General features: G+C 65.7%; 21 protein-coding genes and 1 other RNA gene. 13 read left to right on the top strand and 9 right to left on the bottom strand.

Annotated elements, in window-relative coordinates; translation table 11 throughout:
- Positions 1–78 precede the first annotated feature (78 nt).
- Genes accC through aroQ form a run of 3 tightly spaced genes read right to left on the bottom strand, consistent with a single transcriptional unit; the run spans position 79 to position 2,377 of the window.
- Positions 79–1,431 carry an acetyl-CoA carboxylase biotin carboxylase subunit gene (gene accC, locus J4O76_RS04315; RefSeq protein WP_426280483.1) on the bottom strand — a complete coding sequence of 451 codons (1,353 nt, stop codon included), beginning with the start codon at positions 1,429–1,431 and terminating at the stop codon, positions 79–81.
- Positions 1,431–1,928: an acetyl-CoA carboxylase biotin carboxyl carrier protein gene (gene accB / locus J4O76_RS04310; RefSeq protein ID WP_426280482.1), complete on the bottom strand. Its 498-nt coding sequence runs from the start codon at positions 1,926–1,928 to the stop codon at positions 1,431–1,433. The genes accC and accB overlap by 1 nt, the downstream gene beginning before the upstream one ends.
- A gap of 14 nt (positions 1,929–1,942) precedes the next feature.
- Positions 1,943–2,377 carry a type II 3-dehydroquinate dehydratase gene (gene aroQ / locus J4O76_RS04305; protein ID WP_426280481.1) on the bottom strand — a complete coding sequence of 145 codons (435 nt, stop codon included), beginning with the start codon at positions 2,375–2,377 and terminating at the stop codon, positions 1,943–1,945.
- Between the two features lie 121 nt (positions 2,378–2,498).
- On the opposite strand from aroQ, the gene thiS reads away from it, so the two are divergent.
- The 3 genes from thiS to J4O76_RS04290 all read left to right on the top strand — a co-directional run bounded on the left by thiS (position 2,499) and on the right by J4O76_RS04290 (position 4,709).
- Positions 2,499–3,491 carry a sulfur carrier protein ThiS gene (gene thiS, locus J4O76_RS04300; protein ID WP_082441445.1) on the top strand — a complete coding sequence of 331 codons (993 nt, stop codon included), beginning with the start codon at positions 2,499–2,501 and terminating at the stop codon, positions 3,489–3,491.
- A 110-nt stretch (positions 3,492–3,601) separates the two neighbouring features.
- The gene (locus tag J4O76_RS04295) at positions 3,602–3,784 is read left to right on the top strand and encodes a CsbD family protein (protein ID WP_056050734.1); all 183 of its coding nucleotides are present in this window, start codon (positions 3,602–3,604) and stop codon (positions 3,782–3,784) included.
- A gap of 244 nt (positions 3,785–4,028) precedes the next feature.
- Positions 4,029–4,709, top strand: coding sequence for an HAD-IA family hydrolase (locus tag J4O76_RS04290; protein ID WP_426280480.1), 681 nt, complete (start codon positions 4,029–4,031; stop codon positions 4,707–4,709).
- Here the strand turns inward: J4O76_RS04290 and J4O76_RS04285 are convergent, their stop codons facing one another.
- The 5 genes from J4O76_RS04285 to J4O76_RS04265 all read right to left on the bottom strand — a co-directional run bounded on the left by J4O76_RS04285 (position 4,710) and on the right by J4O76_RS04265 (position 9,115).
- Positions 4,710–4,895, bottom strand: a complete 186-nt coding sequence (locus J4O76_RS04285) for a hypothetical protein (protein ID WP_426280479.1) — start codon at positions 4,893–4,895, stop codon at positions 4,710–4,712.
- 70 nt (positions 4,896–4,965) lie between these two features.
- Positions 4,966–5,970 carry an alpha/beta hydrolase gene (locus J4O76_RS04280; protein ID WP_426280478.1) on the bottom strand — a complete coding sequence of 335 codons (1,005 nt, stop codon included), beginning with the start codon at positions 5,968–5,970 and terminating at the stop codon, positions 4,966–4,968.
- 74 nt (positions 5,971–6,044) lie between these two features.
- Positions 6,045–6,470: an MAPEG family protein gene (locus tag J4O76_RS04275; protein WP_426280477.1), complete on the bottom strand. Its 426-nt coding sequence runs from the start codon at positions 6,468–6,470 to the stop codon at positions 6,045–6,047.
- A gap of 199 nt (positions 6,471–6,669) precedes the next feature.
- Entirely contained in the window at positions 6,670–7,731 is a 1,062-nt protein-coding gene (locus J4O76_RS04270) for a 1,9-bis(guanidino)-5-aza-nonane synthase (protein WP_426280476.1), read from the bottom strand.
- Positions 7,732–7,879: 148 nt separating this feature from the next.
- Positions 7,880–9,115 (bottom strand): type III PLP-dependent enzyme, encoded by a 1,236-nt coding sequence (locus J4O76_RS04265; RefSeq protein WP_426280475.1) that lies wholly within the window; start codon positions 9,113–9,115, stop codon positions 7,880–7,882.
- A gap of 137 nt (positions 9,116–9,252) precedes the next feature.
- Between J4O76_RS04265 and J4O76_RS04260 the strand changes: the two genes are divergently transcribed.
- Positions 9,253–10,215 (top strand): threonine ammonia-lyase, encoded by a 963-nt coding sequence (locus J4O76_RS04260; RefSeq protein WP_426280474.1) that lies wholly within the window; start codon positions 9,253–9,255, stop codon positions 10,213–10,215.
- Positions 10,212–10,391 carry a hypothetical protein gene (locus J4O76_RS04255; RefSeq protein WP_192238768.1) on the top strand — a complete coding sequence of 60 codons (180 nt, stop codon included), beginning with the start codon at positions 10,212–10,214 and terminating at the stop codon, positions 10,389–10,391. The genes J4O76_RS04260 and J4O76_RS04255 overlap by 4 nt, the downstream gene beginning before the upstream one ends.
- Before the next feature lie 143 nt (positions 10,392–10,534).
- Here J4O76_RS04255 and J4O76_RS04250 read toward each other — a convergent pair whose 3' ends face one another.
- Entirely contained in the window at positions 10,535–11,320 is a 786-nt protein-coding gene (locus tag J4O76_RS04250) for an alpha/beta hydrolase (RefSeq protein ID WP_426280473.1), read from the bottom strand.
- On the opposite strand from J4O76_RS04250, the gene J4O76_RS04245 reads away from it, so the two are divergent.
- From J4O76_RS04245 to J4O76_RS04210, 8 genes are all read left to right on the top strand, one after another.
- Positions 11,273–12,316, top strand: a complete 1,044-nt coding sequence (locus J4O76_RS04245) for a cysteine desulfurase family protein (protein WP_426280472.1) — start codon at positions 11,273–11,275, stop codon at positions 12,314–12,316. The genes J4O76_RS04250 and J4O76_RS04245 overlap by 48 nt on opposite strands.
- Positions 12,313–13,398 carry a cysteine desulfurase family protein gene (locus J4O76_RS04240; protein WP_426280471.1) on the top strand — a complete coding sequence of 362 codons (1,086 nt, stop codon included), beginning with the start codon at positions 12,313–12,315 and terminating at the stop codon, positions 13,396–13,398. Before J4O76_RS04245 ends, J4O76_RS04240 begins: the two co-directional genes overlap by 4 nt.
- A complete protein-coding gene (locus tag J4O76_RS04235) occupies positions 13,395–13,700 on the top strand; it encodes a 2Fe-2S iron-sulfur cluster-binding protein (RefSeq protein WP_426280470.1) in 306 nt (101 codons plus the stop codon). Before J4O76_RS04240 ends, J4O76_RS04235 begins: the two co-directional genes overlap by 4 nt.
- A gap of 112 nt (positions 13,701–13,812) precedes the next feature.
- Positions 13,813–14,151, top strand: a complete 339-nt coding sequence (locus J4O76_RS04230; protein WP_426280469.1) for a hypothetical protein — start codon at positions 13,813–13,815, stop codon at positions 14,149–14,151.
- 81 nt (positions 14,152–14,232) lie between these two features.
- Complete coding sequence (locus J4O76_RS04225) at positions 14,233–14,472, top strand: hypothetical protein (protein ID WP_426280468.1); 240 nt, start codon at positions 14,233–14,235, stop codon at positions 14,470–14,472.
- Between the two features lie 69 nt (positions 14,473–14,541).
- Positions 14,542–14,635: signal recognition particle sRNA small type (gene ffs, locus J4O76_RS04220), an RNA gene on the top strand.
- Between the two features lie 341 nt (positions 14,636–14,976).
- Entirely contained in the window at positions 14,977–16,671 is a 1,695-nt protein-coding gene (locus J4O76_RS04215; protein ID WP_426280467.1) for a DNA polymerase III subunit gamma/tau, read from the top strand.
- Positions 16,668–16,991 (top strand): YbaB/EbfC family nucleoid-associated protein, encoded by a 324-nt coding sequence (locus tag J4O76_RS04210; protein WP_426280466.1) that lies wholly within the window; start codon positions 16,668–16,670, stop codon positions 16,989–16,991. Before J4O76_RS04215 ends, J4O76_RS04210 begins: the two co-directional genes overlap by 4 nt.
- Positions 16,992–17,008: the final 17 nt, after the last annotated feature.

Here is a 17,008-nt window from a genome sequence, read left to right as displayed (position 1 = left end):
GTTTCGAGGGAATTTCCGGCCAGCCCCAGGCCGACCCACCCCCGGCCCCTCCCTTTCAGGGAGGGGGGAAGTCAGGCGTTACGCCCCCTGCTTGGCCAACCACTCTTCCAGCCACTTGATCGTGTACGCACCCTCCTGGAACTCGGGATCGTCGAGCAGCGCACGGTGCAGTGGAATCGTCGTCGTGACGCCCTCGATCACCATCTCCTCCAACGCCCGCCGCAACCGCCGCAACGCACCCTGCCGAGTCGTCCCGTAGACGATCAGCTTGGCGATCATCGAGTCGTAATAAGGCGGCACGCGATACCCGGCATACAGCCCGCTATCGACGCGCACATGCATCCCGCCCGGCGCGTGATACACCTTCACCAGCCCCGGCGACGGCGCGAACGTGCGCGGGTCCTCGGCGTTGATGCGGCATTCGATCGCGTGACCGCGGAACTGAACGTCTTCCTGGCGGAGCGTCAGCGGATGGCCCTCGGCCACCCGAATCTGCTCGCGCACCAGGTCCAACCCGGTGATCATCTCGGTCACCGGATGCTCGACCTGGAGCCGGGTGTTCATCTCGATGAAGTAGAATTCGCCCGCTTCCCACAGGAACTCGATCGTCCCCGCGCCGCGATAGCCCATGTCGGCCATCGCCTTGGCGACGATCCCGCCCATCCGCTCGCGCTCTTCGGCGGTGATGATCGGCGAGGGGGCTTCCTCGAGCACCTTCTGGTGACGGCGCTGGAGCGAGCAGTCGCGCTCGCCGAGGTGGATCGCGTTGCCGTTGCCGTCGCCGAAGATCTGGAATTCGATATGCCGCGGATTGCCGAGGTATTTTTCCATGTAGACGGTGGCGTCGCCGAACGCGGCCTTCGCCTCGCTGCCGGCCTGCTGCATCTGCGTTTCGAGATCGTCGGGGTCGTTGACGACCTTCATCCCGCGACCACCGCCGCCTGACGCCGCCTTGATGATCACCGGATAGCCGATGTTCTCGGCGATCCGCTTCGCTTCGGCGATGTCGCTGATCGCGCCGTCAGACCCGGGGACGAGCGGCAGCCCGAGTGCGCCCGCGGTGCGCTTCGCCTGGACCTTGTCGCCCATCGTGCGGATGTGCTCGGGCTTGGGCCCGACGAACAGGATGTTGTGCAGCTCGACGATCTCGGCGAACTGCGCGTTCTCGCTGAGGAAGCCGTAGCCGGGATGGATCGCGTCCGCGCCCGAGATTTCGGCGGCCGAGATGATGTTCGGAATGTTCAGATAGCTGTCGGCGGCGGACGGCGGTCCGATGCAGATCGCCTCGTCCGCGAGCCGGACGTGCATGGCGTCGGCGTCGGCGGTCGAGTGCACCGCGACCGTCTTGATGCCCATCTCGTGACAGGCACGGTGGATTCGCAGCGCGATCTCGCCGCGATTCGCAATGAGCAGCTTCTTGATTTGCGGCATTATTCGACCACGACCAGCGGCTGGTCGAACTCGACCGGCTGGCCGTTTTCGACCAGGATCGCGGTCACGGTGCCGGCCGACGGCGCGACGATCGTGTTCATCACCTTCATCGCCTCGATTATCAGCAGCGTGTCGCCCGCATTGACCTTCTGGCCGACGGTCGAGAACGGCTTCGCCTCGGGGTTGGCGGCGAGATAGACGGTGCCGACCATCGGCGACTTGACCGCGCTAGCGCTGATCGCGGGGGCGGACGCGCCGACCTCGGCCTGCGGGATCGACAGCGGTGCCGAGACGGGGGCCGGGGCGGGCGCTGGCGCATAATGCGCGACGGGTGCCGCTGGGGCCGCTGGGGCCGCCTTGCGTGCGACGCGAATCCGGCGCGAGCCGTCCTCGACCTCGATCTCGGTCAGCTGCGTGGTGTCTAGCAGTTCGGCGAGCTGGCGCACCAGGGTCACGTCGACCTGCATTGCGCCCGTGTTTTCAGTTGTATCGTTCATGGCGGGGCCTCCTGTCAGAACCGTGCGACGGCTTCAAGCGCGAGCAGATACGAAAGCGCGCCGAAACCCGCGATCGTGCCCTTCGCCGCTTGCCCGACCAGGCTCACATGCCTGAACGATTCACGCTTGTGGGGATTGGAAAGATGCACCTCGATCACTAGAGTCTTCACGCCCTTGATCGCGTCGTGCACCGCGACCGAGGTGTGCGTGAACGCACCCGCGTTGAGGATCACCGCCTTGGCACCGCGCGCCTGCGCCTCCTGGATCCAGTCGACGAGGTGCCCCTCGTGATTCGACTGGCGCATGTCGATCTCCAGGTCGAGCTCGCGGGCGCGGTCCTCCAGCATCCCGGCGATGTCGTCGAGCGTCTCGTCGCCATAGATTTCCGGCTCGCGCGTTCCCAGCAGATTGAGGTTGGGGCCGTTCAGGACGAATATCGTATCGGGCAAGGGCGGCCTTTCGGTTGCGGGTGCTGCGGAGCGGTCTCTATATGCGCGTCACGCCATTCCTTACAGGTTCGTCTCGCGTCAAGTCGAGCCGCGCCGTCGCTATATAGTGGACCCTGTACCCATGCCCCATTCCGATGGCACCGTCTCGATCACCGTCAACGGCGAGCACAAGCGCGTCTCTGCCGGTCTTTCGCTGGCTGGACTCGCGACCGAACTCGGCCTCGTGCCCGAGAAGATCGCGGTCGAGCGCAACATGGAGGTCGTGCCGCGTTCGACGCTGGCAGACGTCATGGTCGAGGACGGCGACGACCTCGAGATCGTGCATTTTGTCGGTGGTGGCGATCATGAGGACAGCTGGACGGTCGCAGGCCAGACCTTCAAGTCGCGGCTGATCGTCGGCACGGGCAAGTACAAGGACTTCGCGCAGAACGCTGCCGCGGTCGAGGCATCGGGCGCGGAGATCGTCACCGTCGCCGTGCGCCGCGTCAACGTGTCCGATCGCAACGCGCCGATGCTGACCGACTTCATCGATCCGAAGAAGATCACCTACCTGCCCAACACCGCGGGCTGCTTCGATGCCGAGTCGGCGATTCGCACGCTGCGACTGGCGCGCGAGGCGGGCGGCTGGGAATTGGTGAAGCTCGAAGTGCTCGGCGAGGCGAAGACGCTCTATCCGGACATGGTCGAGACGCTGCGCGCGACCGAGATTCTCGCCAACGAGGGTTTCAAGCCGATGGTCTATTGCGTCGACGATCCGATCGCCACCAAACGCCTCGAGAACGCAGGCGCGGTCGCGATCATGCCGCTCGGCGCACCGATCGGCTCGGGCCTTGGCATCCAGAACCGCGTGACGATCCGGCTGATCGTCGAGGGGGCAGGGGTGCCGGTGCTGGTCGATGCCGGCGTCGGCACCGCGTCCGATGCGGCGGTGGCAATGGAGCTCGGTTGCGATGGCGTGCTGATGAACACGGCCATTGCCGAGGCGAAGGACCCGCTGATGATGGCCGCCGCAATGAAGGCCGCGGTCGAATCGGGGCGTCTGGCGTACCGTGCCGGGCGGATGGGGCAGCGTCGTTATGCCGATCCGTCTAGCCCGCTGGCGGGACTGATCTGAAACATAGGTCATGACGCAAACGTCACGGAACCCACGGTAAAGACGGCCGTTATACCTTTGCAAGTTCAAGCGGCCCGGTTGGCGGGCCCGCATAACAAGTGGAGGCTCTGATGGGCGAGTTCACCGACAAGGTCGCAGCAGCGGGCAACAAGGTTGCAGGCAACGTCAAGGAAGCCGTCGGCAAGGCGACGGACAACGAGAAGCTGGTAGCCGAAGGCGAAGCGCAGCAGGCCAAGGGCACTGCGCAGAACGTCAAGGGCAGCGTCAAGGGCGCACTCGGCGACGACATCTAAGCTTTAGCTTGGTGCAGGAATACAGGCCGCTTCGGGAAACCGGAGCGGCCTTTTCTTTGTGTGGCCAATACCGACCGCTACCACCCCGGCGAAGGCCGGGGCCCAATTGGGGAACGAAGCTGACTAGCGGTATCGCGTAGTTAGCTCGGACATGCCAATTGGGCCCCGGCCTTCGCCGGGGTGGTGTAGCGGGCTAGGCCAAACTCACTTGCCCAACCCACCAATTCCCATCACGAGCACCCGAATGACTCTCCTGACCCGCAGCTACGCCGCATTCCTGTTCGACATGGACGGCACGATCCTCACCTCGATCGCCTCCGCCGAGCGGACCTGGACCAAATGGGCAATCGCCCACGGTCTCGACGCGGCGACGTTCGTGCCGACGATCCACGGCGTGCAATCGGTCGAGACGGTCCGCCGCCTGAACCTCCCCGGCGTCGACCCGGTCGCCGAGGCAGCCGCGATCACTGCCGCCGAAATGCTCGACGTTGGCGATATCGAACCGATCGCGGGTGCCGCCGCATTCCTGGCCAGCCTGCCATCCGAACGCTGGACGATCGTCACCTCTGCCCCCCGCGCTCTCGCCGAGGTTCGCCTCAAGGCCGCCGGCCTGCCGGTTCCCGCAACGATGATCGCCGCGGACGATATCCCCAACGGCAAGCCCGCACCGGACTGTTTCCTTGTCGCGGCGGAACGACTCGGCGTCATGGCCAGCGATTGCCTGGTCTTCGAAGATGCTCTTGCCGGGATCACGGCAGGCGAGGCGGCAGGCGCAGATGTTCTGGTGATCACTGCGACCCATGGGACCAGCCACGCGCTCGATGCTCGTCATCTGCGCATCCGCGACTATTTGGACGTTACGGCGACGGTCTCGTCCGATGGTCAACTGATGATAGCGCTCCGCCGAGATGGGCGAGAGGTATAATTAATCAGCATTGCCGGCTAGTTGAGCGCGCGCGACCAGTTCGTCGAGCGCTGCCTCATCCAGCCGACCCGCCGTGCGCAACGCCGCTTCGGGGGTCATTGCGATGACTGCGCCATCCGGCCCGTCGATCACGACCTCGCCATTTTCATGGAAGACGTCGCGGGGCTCGGCATGCGGACTAGTCATCGCGCTCTCCTGATCTTTCAGGACAAACGTCGGTGAGGACGGATAGGTCCGCGATACTGACCGACCATGGTCAGCCAGCGACCAGTTCGCCCATCCACCGATCGAACAATTGCGGCCACAGCGACCCAGGCGACCGAGGCGATAGGCGCGTGCCGAAGCCGTGCCCGCCATGCTGGAGGAAATGCGCTTCGGCGGGGATGCCGGCGCGGCGGGCGGCGGCGAGCGTATCGACGCTGTTGGCGACTGGGACCGTGTTGTCGTCGTCGGCATGCACGAGGAACAGTGGCGGGTCGCCAGCCTTCAACTGTCGGTCGATCGCATAGCGCGCCTGGACCGCAGGCAGCGGATCAGGACCGAGCAGATTCGCGCGCGATCCGCCGTGGCTGCGGCCGGGGTCCATGTTCGAGACCGCGTACATGAGTCCCGCCCAAGCAGGACGCGCAGAGTGCCGGTCGGCGGCATCGACCGGACGATACGCCTTGAACTCGTGTAGGACCGCCACGGACCCGGCAAGGTGCCCGCCGGCCGAGAAACCGAGCACGCCGAGCTTCTCCGCCCTGATCTCGTAGGCGCGAGCGTTCGCCCGGATCAGCCGCATCGCACGCTGCGCATCCGATAGCGGGACGTCGGCGCGATCGGCCCAGCCTTCGCCCGGCAGCCGGTAGCTCAGCACGAACGCGGTGATGCCGAAACCGTTCAGGACGCGCGCGACGTCGATGCCCTCGTTGCGCAGCGAGGTGATCGAATAGCCGCCGCCGGGCAGGATCAGGACCGCGCGACCGTCGGGCCGAGCCGGGCGGAAGACGCCGACCTCGGGCCGCACCACGCCGCGCATCTGGAAATCGCGATAACCATCGGGGTAGCGCGGCATCCGCGGCTGCGGCACCGGCAGCGGGTTCGGCGCGCCTGGCGGAATACCGGGCCAAAGCGCAAACCGTTCTGCGGGCGGCCACATCGGCACGTCCGTCGCGCGAGGCTGAGCAGCAGTGAACTGCGCACCGCTCCGCGCGAATGCAGGAAGCGCCAGCCCGGCGGCGAGGGGGAGGGTGAGCAGCGAACGGCGATCGAAGGTCATGGCAAACTCCTAGACGATCGGATCGCGTTCGGGGAGAGGCGGGCGCTGCGATCGGCGATTATTCGCGGTCTTTATCAAAACACGGCGAGCGCGGCATGCAGCGTGAGTGCGACGAGCATCAGACTCGATAGCATGAAGAAGAGAAAGCGGGCCCTGACGCGGTTGCTAGTCGCCTGGACGAGGCTGTGGGCGATCCGCAGCCCGACATAGGCCCAGGCGATCCAGGCATTGACGCCGCTGCCCGTGCCGCTCAGCGCGAGCACGGCACACACCGCGTAGAACAACGTCGGCTGCTCCATCAGGTGATTGTAGTTGTGCGCCTTCCATTGCACCTGCGGAGGCAGCGATCGATCCGCGTCGGACGCCTTGGTGCCGACGAGCTTGCCCATATCGACGCCGGCCGCCTTCATCGCCGGCAACCGCGTCGCGAGCGTCCAGCCCAGCATCACGAGCGTCCACGCGATCAGCACGACCATCGGTCGCAGGATCTCGCTGTGCATGAAAAAGCCTCCCCCGGTTATCCGGAGGAGGCTGCATCAATTGCCCGGAGGGGGCAACGGTATCTCTAATCCTCCCCCGCCAGGGGGAGGTGGCAGGCGCTTGCCTGACGGAGGGGGAGGAGAGGGCAACCAGCGTTATCGCCGCCTCCCCCTCCGCCGCTTCGCGCCAGCGCCACCTTGCAAGGAGGATCAGCTAGCCTCAGGCCTTGTCGAAGCTCGCGCCCCACTTGCGGACCGGACGGTCCTTCCAAAGCCCACGATGATACGCGTCCGACGCCAGCAGCGGCATGACCGAACCGGCTTCAGCGAACACCATCTGCTCGATCCCCGTATTCACCTTGCCCCACGATGCCGCTTCCTGCAGCGTCGACGACGAGCAAGCACCGTCGCGCACGTCGGCGACCGTGATCTGCACCGCGTACTTGTGCACCTGGACGTCGTCGTGACCGAGGATCTCGGCGCAGACGACGGTGTCCTGGATGAAGTTCTTCGGCACGCCGCCGCCGATCATGAGGAGCCCGGTGGTGCCCGCCTTGATCTTGATCTCGGTGAGTTCGCGGAAATCGGCGATCGCGTCGAGGACCATGTACGGCTTGCCCGCCTTCACCGCGTCGACCTGGTGCTTGACCAGACCGAAGCCCGCCGACGAATCGACGAACGCCGGGCAGAAGATCGGCACGTCATGCTCGTAAGCGAGCTTGACGAGGCTGTTATCCTTCTTGCCGTGCTCGACGAGGTACTTGCCCATCTCGCGGATGAACTCACGGCTCGAATAGGCGCGTGGTTCGAGCGTCTCGGCGATCTCGAAGATCGTGTGGTCGACGTGCTGAAGCTCTTCCTCGTCGATATAGGTGTCGTAGATCCGGTCGATCATCAGCGAACGCAGCACGTCGTCGTGCGGCACTTCGAGCGCCTGATAATGCTTGTGGCCGAGGCCCTCGAAGAAATCCATGTCGACGATGGTCGCGCCGGTCGCGACGATGCCGTCGATCATGTTGTTGCGCAGCAGCTCGGCATACAGGTCCATGCAACCGCCAGCGCTCGTCGAGCCCGCGATCACGAGAAAGATCGTGCAGTCCTTGTCGGCCAGCATCTGGTTGTAGATGTCGGTCGCACGGCCCAGATCGCGGCTGGTGAACGACATCTTCTTCATCGCGTCGACGATCGGCCGCGCGTCGAAGCTGGTGATGTCGATATGCTCGACGGTGGTGGAAAGGAGTTCCGCCTTGCGCTGCGCGTCGATGCGGGTGTCTTCGGTCATAACATGCTCCATAAATCCCCCTTCCGCTTGCGGGAGGGGTTAGGGGAGGGACTGAAATATCCGCGAACGCCACGCTCGCGGACAAGCCCTCTCCCGACCCCTCCCGTAAACGGGAGGGGAGGAAGAAGGGCGCGGTACTAAAGCTTGGTTACAGCTTGACGACGTTCGACGCGAGGTCCTGGAAGCGCTCGTCATACAGCGAGACCATCGGCTCGTCCGTCACGATCACCGTCTCGTCCGATCCGAACCCGTTGAACGCGGTCCGCATCGCCGAGCCATACGCGCCGAGCATGCCGATCTCGATATAATCGCCGGCCTGCGTGTCCGCGGGCAGCATGAACGGGCCGACCATGTAATCCATGTCGTCGCACGTCGGACCATAGAAGCTGAACTCCATGTCCTTCGCACGGCTGTCCGGCTCACGAAGCAGCTCGGTCGGGAAACGCCAGCCGATATGCGCCGCGTCGAACAGCGCGCCATACGCACCGTCGTTGATGTACAGCTCGGTCCCGCGACGCTTTTCGACGCGCACGATGATCGACGAATATTCCGCGCACAGCGCCCGGCCCGGCTCGCACCACAGCTCGGACGAATAGCTGACGGGCAGCGATTCGAACGCACGGTGGATCGTCTCGAAGAAATGCTCGAGCGGCGGGGGCTCCATGCCGGGATACGAGGACGGGAAGCCGCCGCCGACGTCGATGACGTCGACCGTGACCGCCGCCTCGACGATCGCCGCACGGACGCGCTCCATCGCGTTCGAATAGGCCTCGGGGGTCATCGCCTGCGAACCGACATGGAAGCAGATGCCGAGCGCGTCCGCAGCCTGGCGGGCCGCGAACAGCAGTTCCTTGGCTTCATGCGGGGCTGCACCGAACTTCGACGCCAGCGACAGCTTCGAATGCTCCGACGACACGCGCAGGCGCACACACAACGTCAGGTCGGCGGCGGCTTTCGTAGCGCGAACGACCTTGTCGAGCTCTTCCAGGCTGTCGAGGCTGAAGGTGCGGACGCCGTGCGTGAAATACGCCTCGGCGATCGCTTCCTCGGCCTTGACCGGGTGCATGAAGCACAGCGTAGCCTTGGGAAGCGTCCGTGCGACCAGGCGCACTTCGGCGATCGACGCCACGTCGTAATGCGTGATGCCATTGTCCCACAGGATCTGCAGGAGTTCGGGAGACGGGTTCGCCTTCACCGCATACATCGAGCGACCCGGGAACTTCTCGACGAAGAACCGAGCGGCGCGCGCAGCAGCGTGCGGACGAACGAGCGTGACCGGATTGACCGGACGCCCTTTAGCGATGTCGATGCCGCTCCCGATGTGGGAGGTGTCGGCGGTCGAATGGGCTTTCGCTAACCCCAGCGCGATATGATGCTTGACCAATTCAAGGGACCTCCAATGTCCTGAGACAAATTACAAAAACACTGCCTTGCGGTTGGAAGTCCCATGGGGCAGCGGAAGCGCGATCTAGGGTTACGCGCCCCCCATGTAAATAGCGTTTGGCGGATAGGAGACGGTGTGTGACGATTTTGCGACAACCGACGCGGGCGGGCGTCCGCGACGCCGCGGAGAAGATCGCCCGGATACTCCCGCCGACGCCACTGTTTATCAGTGAAATCAAGGGTGTACCGGTCGCTTTCAAGGCCGAGTCGTTGCAACCAATCGGCGCCTTCAAGATTCGCGGCGCGTGGCATCGGCTCACCGCATTGGACGACGTGACACGACAAAAAGGCGTCGTCGCGTTCTCCTCGGGCAATCACGCGCAGGGTGTTGCCTGGGCGGCGAAACGCCTCGGCATCGCAGCGACGATCGTGATGCCGTCGGATGCGCCACGCCTGAAGCGCGAGTCGACCCTGGCACTGGGCGCGGAGGTAGTGACCTACGACCGCGCCACCGAAAGCCGCGAAACGATCGCCGCAGGGCTGGCCGAAGCGCGGGGCGCAACGCTGGTGCCGAGCTTCGACGACCCGTGGATCATCGAGGGGCAGGGGAGCGCTGGGATCGAGGCAGCAGCACAGATGGCAGCGCTAGGCATGGGCGTACCAAGCCGCGTCGTCATCCCCTGCGGGGGCGGCGGCCTGTCGGCAGGCATCGCGCTGGCCTTGAAGGACAGCGCGATCACCGTCGTCGAACCCGAGGGCTGGGACGACATGCGCCGCTCCCTGGAGGCGTCATGGATCGAACCCGTCGGCCCCAACCCCCCGCCGACCGCCTGCGACTCGCTCCAGACCCTACGCGTATCGCCGCTGACCTTCGACGTCCTCTCCCGCCGCGACGCGACCGGCGTAGCGGTCAGCGAGTCGGAGATCGCCGCAGCGCAGCGATGGGCCGCGGAGAAACTGCGGCTGGTCATCGAACCCGGCGGCGCAGTTGGGCTGGCGGCGGTCCTTTCCAGCAAGGTGAAGCTCGAACCCGGCCTGCTCGTCATCCTGTCCGGCGGCAACGTCGACCTCGCCGCCTACGCGAAGGCGATGGCAGCATGAACCCCGCACTGACCTCGATCGCCGCTGCGGCTCCCGCCATAGCAATGCTGGGCATGTTCGCCTGCCTGATCGGCGGCATCGCGCTGATCGCGAAGAAGCGCGATACAAAGAAGGGCGTCCTGATGCTGATAATGGCCGCAGTCCTGCTAGCCAACGTAGCAATCTGGACCCTCTAACTCCCTCGCCCCTGTGGGGAGAGGGAAGGGGCCCGCCGCGCTTGCGGTGGGAAGGGAGAGGGGAGTTGGCGAGCGATCGCCCATCCCAACTCCCCCTCATCCGACGCTAGCGCGCCACCTTCTCCCCGAGGGGAGAAGGAAAATTACCGGATCGGAGAGTTCGGGTCGAGACGCATATCCAGATACTTGTCCACGCTCCCCATCAACTCCGGCATCTCATGCTCGAAGAAGTGGTTAGCCTTCGGGATCGTGTCGTGATGGATCGTGATGTGCTTCTGCGTCCGCAGCTTATCCACCAGCTTCTGCGTAGCCCCAGGCGTCGCGACCTCGTCGGCCTCGCCCTGGATGATGATCCCGCTCGACGGGCAAGGCGCGAGGAACGTGAAGTCGTACAAATTCGCCGGTGGTGCGACCGAGATGAACCCGCGGATCTCAGGCCGACGCATCAGCAGCTGCATGCCGATCCACGCGCCGAAGCTGACGCCCGCGATCCAAGTCGTCTGCGCCTCGGGGTGGAAGCTCTGCACCCAGTCGAGCGCGCTCGCCGCATCGCTCAGTTCGCCGACGCCATTGTCGAACACGCCCTGGCTCTTGCCGACACCGCGGAAGTTGAACCGCAACGTCGCGAAGCCGCGCCGCTGGAAGGTCTTGTAGAGCTGCTGCACGATCGCGTTGTTCATCGTGCCACCGGCCGACGGATGCGGGTGCAGGATCATCGCGACGGGTGCGCGCGGACGTGGCCCCGGCGCAAAACGACCTTCGAGACGGCCTTCGGGACCGGGAAAAATGACTTCTGGCATAGGCACTCGCGAGCTGGGATACGCACTCGGGTGGAGTGCCGGATTATCGACGCTATATAGGGAACGAGCCCCTTTTCGCAATTGGAACCGACCCTGGCCCGTAACGACTCGCGTATCTACCTCGATCACGCCGCCACCACGCCGATGCGCCCAGAGGCCATCGCGGCGGTGACGGAAGGCATGGCGCGCTGGGCGAACCCGTCCTCGCCGCATGCCGAGGGACGCGCGGCGCGGGCTGCGCTGGAGGATGCGCGGAAGCGGATCGCGCAGGCGCTGGACTGGCCGCAGCACGTGATCCTCACCAGCGGCGCGAGCGAGTCCGCAGCGCTGGCGCTGCGTGGCCGCCCGGGTGTCGCGGTGGCGGCGGTCGAGCATGATGCGGTCCTCCGCGCGGCCGAACAGCCGGTGATGCTGGAGGTCGATGCCGGCGGTACCGTCACGAACGGGGAGGGAACCCAGACGATCGCACTCCAGTCCGCCAACAGCGAAACAGGTGTTCTCCAGGATCGCCCCACCGGTCTCTGGATAGCCGATTGCTCCCAAACCGCCGGCAAGCTCCCGCTCCCCGAAGCCGACCTTATCATCGTCTCCGCACACAAGCTCGGCGGCCCTCCCGGCATCGGCGCGCTGCTGATCCGCGATCTCGGGATGCTCGACCCGACCGGCGGGCAGGAGCGCGGTTACCGCGGCGGCACCGAAAACCTCCCCGGCGCGCTCGGGTTCGCCGCCGCACTCGAAGCCCCTTGCGACTGGTTCCCGGGCATGGCCGATCTTCGCGCCGAACTCGACGAAGCCATCCTCGCGAGCGGCGGCGAGATCGTCGCGCAAAACTCCCCCCGCATCCCCACGATCGCCTCCTACCGCATGCCCGGCGTCAGTTCCGCCGCGCAGCTGATCCGCCTCGACATGGCCGGGTTCGCCGTCTCCGCGGGCAGCGCGTGCTCGTCGGGCAGCATGCGCCCAAGCCACGTCCTCGCCGCGATGGGCTATCCCCCCGAAGCCGCCGCCGAAGTCGTCCGCGTCAGCTTCGGCTGGACCACGACACCCGAAGACGTCGCGAAGTTCGCCGAAGCCTGGACGCGGATCGCCCAGGACATAAAGCGCCCTGGGAGACTGGGGGCATGACGTACCTCGACTACCAGGCAACTACCCCGCTCGCGCCTGAAGCGCTCGCCGCCATGCTTCCCTGGCTCGATTCGCAACACGCCAACCCGCACTCCCCCCACCGCGAAGGTCGCCGCGCCAAAGCAGCCGTCGAAGTCGCCCGCGACCATGTCGCCGCGCTGCTCCCCCCCGGTGGCCGCGTCGCCTTCACCAGCGGCGCAACCGAAGCGCTCAACTGGGCGATCAAGGGCACGACCGGCGCCGTCACGACGCTCGCCACCGAACACGCCGCCGTCCTCGACACGGTCGCAGCCGAAGCGGTGAAGAAACGCCCCGTCACGGTTATTCCCGTCGGCCCCGATGGCGTGGTCGACCTCGACCAAGCCCGCGCCGTGATCCAACCCGGCACCGGGCTCGTCGCCGCGATGCTCGTCAACAACGAGATCGGCGTCATCCAGCCGATCGCCGCGCTCGCCGAGATCGCCCACGCAGCCGGCGCGCTGATGCTCTGCGACACGGTACAAGGCTATGGCCGCGTTCCGATCCCCGACACCGTCGACCTGATCACGATCTCCGCGCACAAGATCCACGGCCCCAAAGGCATCGGCGCACTCTGGATCCGCGACGGCATCGACCTCGCGCCGCTGATGCACGGCGGCGGGCAGGAAGCCCCCGGCCGCTCGGGCACGCTGTCACCGGCACTCTGCGCAGGTTTCGGCATCGCCGCACAACTCATGGCCGACCGCAAGGACGAGGACGTCGCGCACATCCACCGTCTCTGGTCGCTCGCGCTCGACCGCCTAGGCCCCCAATGGACCATCAACGGCTCGACCGAACATCGCTATCACGGCAACCTAAACGTCCACCGTGCAAATCTCGACGTAAACCGCCTGATGTCCGACCTTCGCGAGATCGCCTTCTCCGCCGGGTCCGCCTGCGCCAGCGGGTCTGGCCGCTCCAGCCACGTCCTCCGCGCGATCGGCCTTACCGAAGCGCAGGCGCGGTCCAGCATCCGCCTCGGCTTCGGCCGCTATACCACCGAAACCGAACTCCGCGACGCGATCGATACGATCGTTGCCGCCGCCGAGGCGCAATGGCCATGATCGTCCGCTTCATCGCCCGCGACGGCACCGCAACGACGACCTCCGCAACCCCCGGCGACCGCCTGCTGGACGCCGCACAGGCGCATAACCAGCCGCTCGAAGGCACCTGCGAAGGCCAGCTCGCCTGCGCGACCTGCCACGTCATCGTCGACCCCGCCGACTTCGCCAGCCTACCGCCGGCGAGCGAGGACGAGGAGGACATGCTCGATCTCGCGCACAATGCGACGCGCACCAGTCGTCTCGCCTGCCAGATCCGCCTGACCGAAGCGCTCGACGGCTTGACCGTCCGCATCCCGGAATAAACGACAGCAAAGCTTACAGGAAGACAACGGCCGGTTCAGGGAACGTGCACGGCCGGGAGCGGATTATCCCCTCATCGCCTCAATGTACGAGGTCTTGAGAGGAGTACCGAACATGAAGATCATCGCAATGTTCGCCGCCGGCGCGCTGGCCGCCGGAACGCTGTTCGCCTCGGCCCCCGCCGATGCGCAACGCCACGGCTGGGACGGCCCCCGCCACGGTGGTGGCTGGCACGGCGATCGTGGCTGGCATGGCAATCGCGGCTGGCACGGCGACCGTGGCTGGCGCGGCAGGGATCGCGGCTATCGTGGCTATGGCGGCGGGTATCGTGGCGACTACGGCTATCGCGGCGGCTACGGCTATCGCGGACCTCGCGGATACGGCCGCTCGCGCGTCGTCTGCCGGATAGAGCGTGACTATTATGGCCCGGTTCGTCGCTGCTTCCGCCGCTAGTACGGAACCGTAACGAACCCCTTTAGTTTGATAACATAGGTTGCCGGGGTCGGGAGGCCCCGCACCCAAAAGGAGAGTATCATGAAGTTGTTCACCATCGCCGCCGCCGGTCTCGTCGCATTGACCGGCCTTGCCCCCGTCGGCATCGCGGCCGAAGCCTCGGCGCAGCGTACCGTCGTCCATGAGCGCACCGTCGTTCGCCATGACGACCGTCGCCCTGGCTACCGTCGCCATGTCGTCCGCACGCGTCAGGTCTGCCGCAACGTCTATCGCAACCATCATCGCCAGCGCATCTGCCGCACGGTCCGCTACAACCGCTGAGCCGGGGCGCTGAACCCGCTTCAAGCTAAAGCGGCTTGATCATCCCGCCCGACCCCGCCATATGCGCCGCGGGAGTCGGGCGGACGTGGTCGTCGCCAACTTGGTCAGATCCGGAAGGAAGCAGCCACAACGACTAAGCCCCGGGTCGTCCCGGCTCCCACCGCGAACATGTCGTTCCGACATATGAGCGCGGCCAGCGGCGCAAAGCGCCGTCTGACGATGCGGCTAAGCCGCAGCGCACTTCTAAACTTCTCAGCGAACCAGTTACCCAAGCGCAACCGGGTAGAAACCACCCCCGATGTTCCCACAACGTTCCAAACAATTATCCTACGCCGCAGTGTTGTGGCATAAGCCGCGCATGACCGGCACTGCCCACATCACAGGTTCCGACAATCCACTCGCCAGCCTCCGGGTACGTCGAAGTGCAGACCCTTCCCAGCGTGTGAACTTTGTGAACTTCCGACCCCTTCGACAGCACGCGCAGCACCCGCTATGACGACCGCAATGTCAGATTCCTTCGACCTGGGCGAACCCCCGCAGCCGGCTAAAACACCGGATGCCCCCGCCTACCGCGTGCTTGCGCGCAAATACCGTCCGCAGACCTTTTCCGAGCTGATCGGGCAGGACGCGATGGTCCAGACGCTCGGCAACGCGATCAAGCGCGACCGGCTCGCCCACGCCTTCCTGATGACCGGCGTCCGCGGCGTCGGGAAAACGTCGACCGCCCGCCTGATCGCGAAGGCGCTCAACTGCATCGGCCCCGACGGCGACGGTGGCCCGACGATCGACCCCTGCGGCGTCTGCGAACCCTGCCGAGCGATCGCCGAGGGCCGCCATATCGACGTGATCGAGATGGACGCCGCGAGCCATACCGGCGTCGACGACGTCCGCGAGATCATCGACGCGTCGCGCTATTCGGCGGTCACCGCGCGCTTCAAGATCTACATCATCGACGAAGTCCACATGCTGTCGAAGAACGCGTTCAACGCGTTGCTGAAGACGCTGGAGGAGCCACCTCCCCATGTGAAATTCCTGTTCGCGACGACCGAAGTGAACAAGGTCCCGGTGACGGTCCTCTCGCGCTGCCAGCGCTTCGATCTGCGCCGCATTTCCGCCGAACAGCTTTCGAAGCATTTCGCGTGGGTTTCTGAGCAAGAAGGCGTCGTCGCCGATCCTGAAGCGCTGATGCTGATCGCGCGCGCCGCGGAAGGCTCGGCCCGCGACGGCCTGTCGATCCTCGACCAGGCTATCGCGCATGCCGGGCTCGAAGGCGGCGGCGTGACCGCGGATGCTGTGCGCCAGATGCTCGGTTTGTCGGACCGGGGCGCGGTGCGCGATCTGCTGACGCTGATCCTCGCCGGCGACGGGGCAGGGGCGCTCGCCTCGATGCGCCGGCAATATGATTACGGCGTCGATCCGCTGTCGGTGCTGCGCTCGCTGCTCGAAACCGTCCACGGCATCACGCTGACCAAGGTCGGCACGCCCCCTGACGCGGCGCAACCGATGGAAGAGCGTGCAGCGCGCGAGGAATGGGCGGCATCGCTCGGCTATCCCGCGCTCCACCGTCTGTGGCAGCTGTTCCTCAAGGGCCATGACGAAGTCGCCAAGGCCGCGCTGCCGATCGAGGCCGCGGAAATGGCGTTGTTGCGCGCGATCTACGCCTCGACGCTGCCGGATCCCGGCGAGCTTGCCCGGCAGATCGCCAGCGGTGCGACCCCCGCGGCTGCACCAACGGCGCCGCCACCACCTACACCTCCTTCCGGCGAAGCGCCGCCCTGGAACGCTGGATCCGCTGCGAAGGCGCCCGAACCCGTCGCGACCGGACCGATCCTGCCGCCGACGTTCGAAGCGCTGGTCGATCTGCTCGACGAATCGGGCGGCCTCGCGATCGCCGCACGTCTTCGTCACGGCGCACGGATCGTCAGTTACTCGCCGCCCGAATTCGTCCTCAGCGGCAGCCGCCCGGTCTCGGCCGACACGCTCGCCGAACTGAACACGCTGTTGAAAAGCGTGACGCGGACCGCGTGGAAAGTGTCGATCGTCGACGCCCCCGGTGAGCCCACGTTGCGCGAGGCGCAGGACGCCGCCGACGCGGCGGTGCGGCAAGCCATTCTTGAATCCCCCATCATGAAGGCCGCGGTGGCAGCGTTTCCCGACGCCCAGCTCGAATCGTGGCCAGGTCAAAGGAGCAACGCATGAAGAATATCGATGAAATTCTCGCCATGGCGCAGAACGTCCAGAGCGAGATGGAAAAGGCGCAGGCCAATCTCGACACGATCGAGGTCGAGGGCGCGTCCGGCGGCGGACTCGTCAAGATCAAGGCCTCCGCCAAGGGCCGCATCATCAACATCGCGATCGACGATTCGCTGATGCAGGTGAGCGAGAAGCAGATGCTCGAGGACCTTCTCACCGCCGCATTTAACGACGCGCGCGCCAAGGCGGATGCGGTGTCTGGCACTGAGATGTCGAAGATGACGAGCGGCCTGCAACTGCCGCCCGGGTTCAAGCTGCCGTTCTGATACCTGCAACTGTCTCA

It is taken from the genome of Sphingomonas sp. NFX23 (genome assembly GCF_049887795.1).
Taxonomy (GTDB): Bacteria; Pseudomonadota; Alphaproteobacteria; order Sphingomonadales; family Sphingomonadaceae; genus Sphingomonas.
This window is presented reverse-complemented; position numbering and strand designations above follow the sequence as displayed.

Bases quoted from the DNA above. Each gene is read 5' to 3' on its own strand.
- accC (WP_426280483.1), bottom strand. From the start codon at position 1,431: ATGCCGCAAATCAAGAAGCTGCTCATTGCGAATCGCGGCGAGATCGCG.
- accB (WP_426280482.1), bottom strand. From the start codon at position 1,928: ATGAACGATACAACTGAAAACACGGGCGCAATGCAGGTCGACGTGACC.
- thiS (WP_082441445.1), top strand. From the start codon at position 2,499: ATGCCCCATTCCGATGGCACCGTCTCGATCACCGTCAACGGCGAGCAC.
- J4O76_RS04295 (WP_056050734.1), top strand. From the start codon at position 3,602: ATGGGCGAGTTCACCGACAAGGTCGCAGCAGCGGGCAACAAGGTTGCA.
- J4O76_RS04290 (WP_426280480.1), top strand. From the start codon at position 4,029: ATGACTCTCCTGACCCGCAGCTACGCCGCATTCCTGTTCGACATGGAC.
- J4O76_RS04285 (WP_426280479.1), bottom strand. From the start codon at position 4,895: ATGACTAGTCCGCATGCCGAGCCCCGCGACGTCTTCCATGAAAATGGC.
- J4O76_RS04280 (WP_426280478.1), bottom strand. From the start codon at position 5,970: ATGACCTTCGATCGCCGTTCGCTGCTCACCCTCCCCCTCGCCGCCGGG.
- J4O76_RS04275 (WP_426280477.1), bottom strand. From the start codon at position 6,470: ATGCACAGCGAGATCCTGCGACCGATGGTCGTGCTGATCGCGTGGACG.
- J4O76_RS04270 (WP_426280476.1), bottom strand. From the start codon at position 7,731: ATGACCGAAGACACCCGCATCGACGCGCAGCGCAAGGCGGAACTCCTT.
- J4O76_RS04255 (WP_192238768.1), top strand. From the start codon at position 10,212: ATGAACCCCGCACTGACCTCGATCGCCGCTGCGGCTCCCGCCATAGCA.
- J4O76_RS04240 (WP_426280471.1), top strand. From the start codon at position 12,313: ATGACGTACCTCGACTACCAGGCAACTACCCCGCTCGCGCCTGAAGCG.
- J4O76_RS04235 (WP_426280470.1), top strand. From the start codon at position 13,395: ATGATCGTCCGCTTCATCGCCCGCGACGGCACCGCAACGACGACCTCC.
- J4O76_RS04230 (WP_426280469.1), top strand. From the start codon at position 13,813: ATGAAGATCATCGCAATGTTCGCCGCCGGCGCGCTGGCCGCCGGAACG.
- J4O76_RS04225 (WP_426280468.1), top strand. From the start codon at position 14,233: ATGAAGTTGTTCACCATCGCCGCCGCCGGTCTCGTCGCATTGACCGGC.
- J4O76_RS04215 (WP_426280467.1), top strand. From the start codon at position 14,977: ATGTCAGATTCCTTCGACCTGGGCGAACCCCCGCAGCCGGCTAAAACA.
- J4O76_RS04210 (WP_426280466.1), top strand. From the start codon at position 16,668: ATGAAGAATATCGATGAAATTCTCGCCATGGCGCAGAACGTCCAGAGC.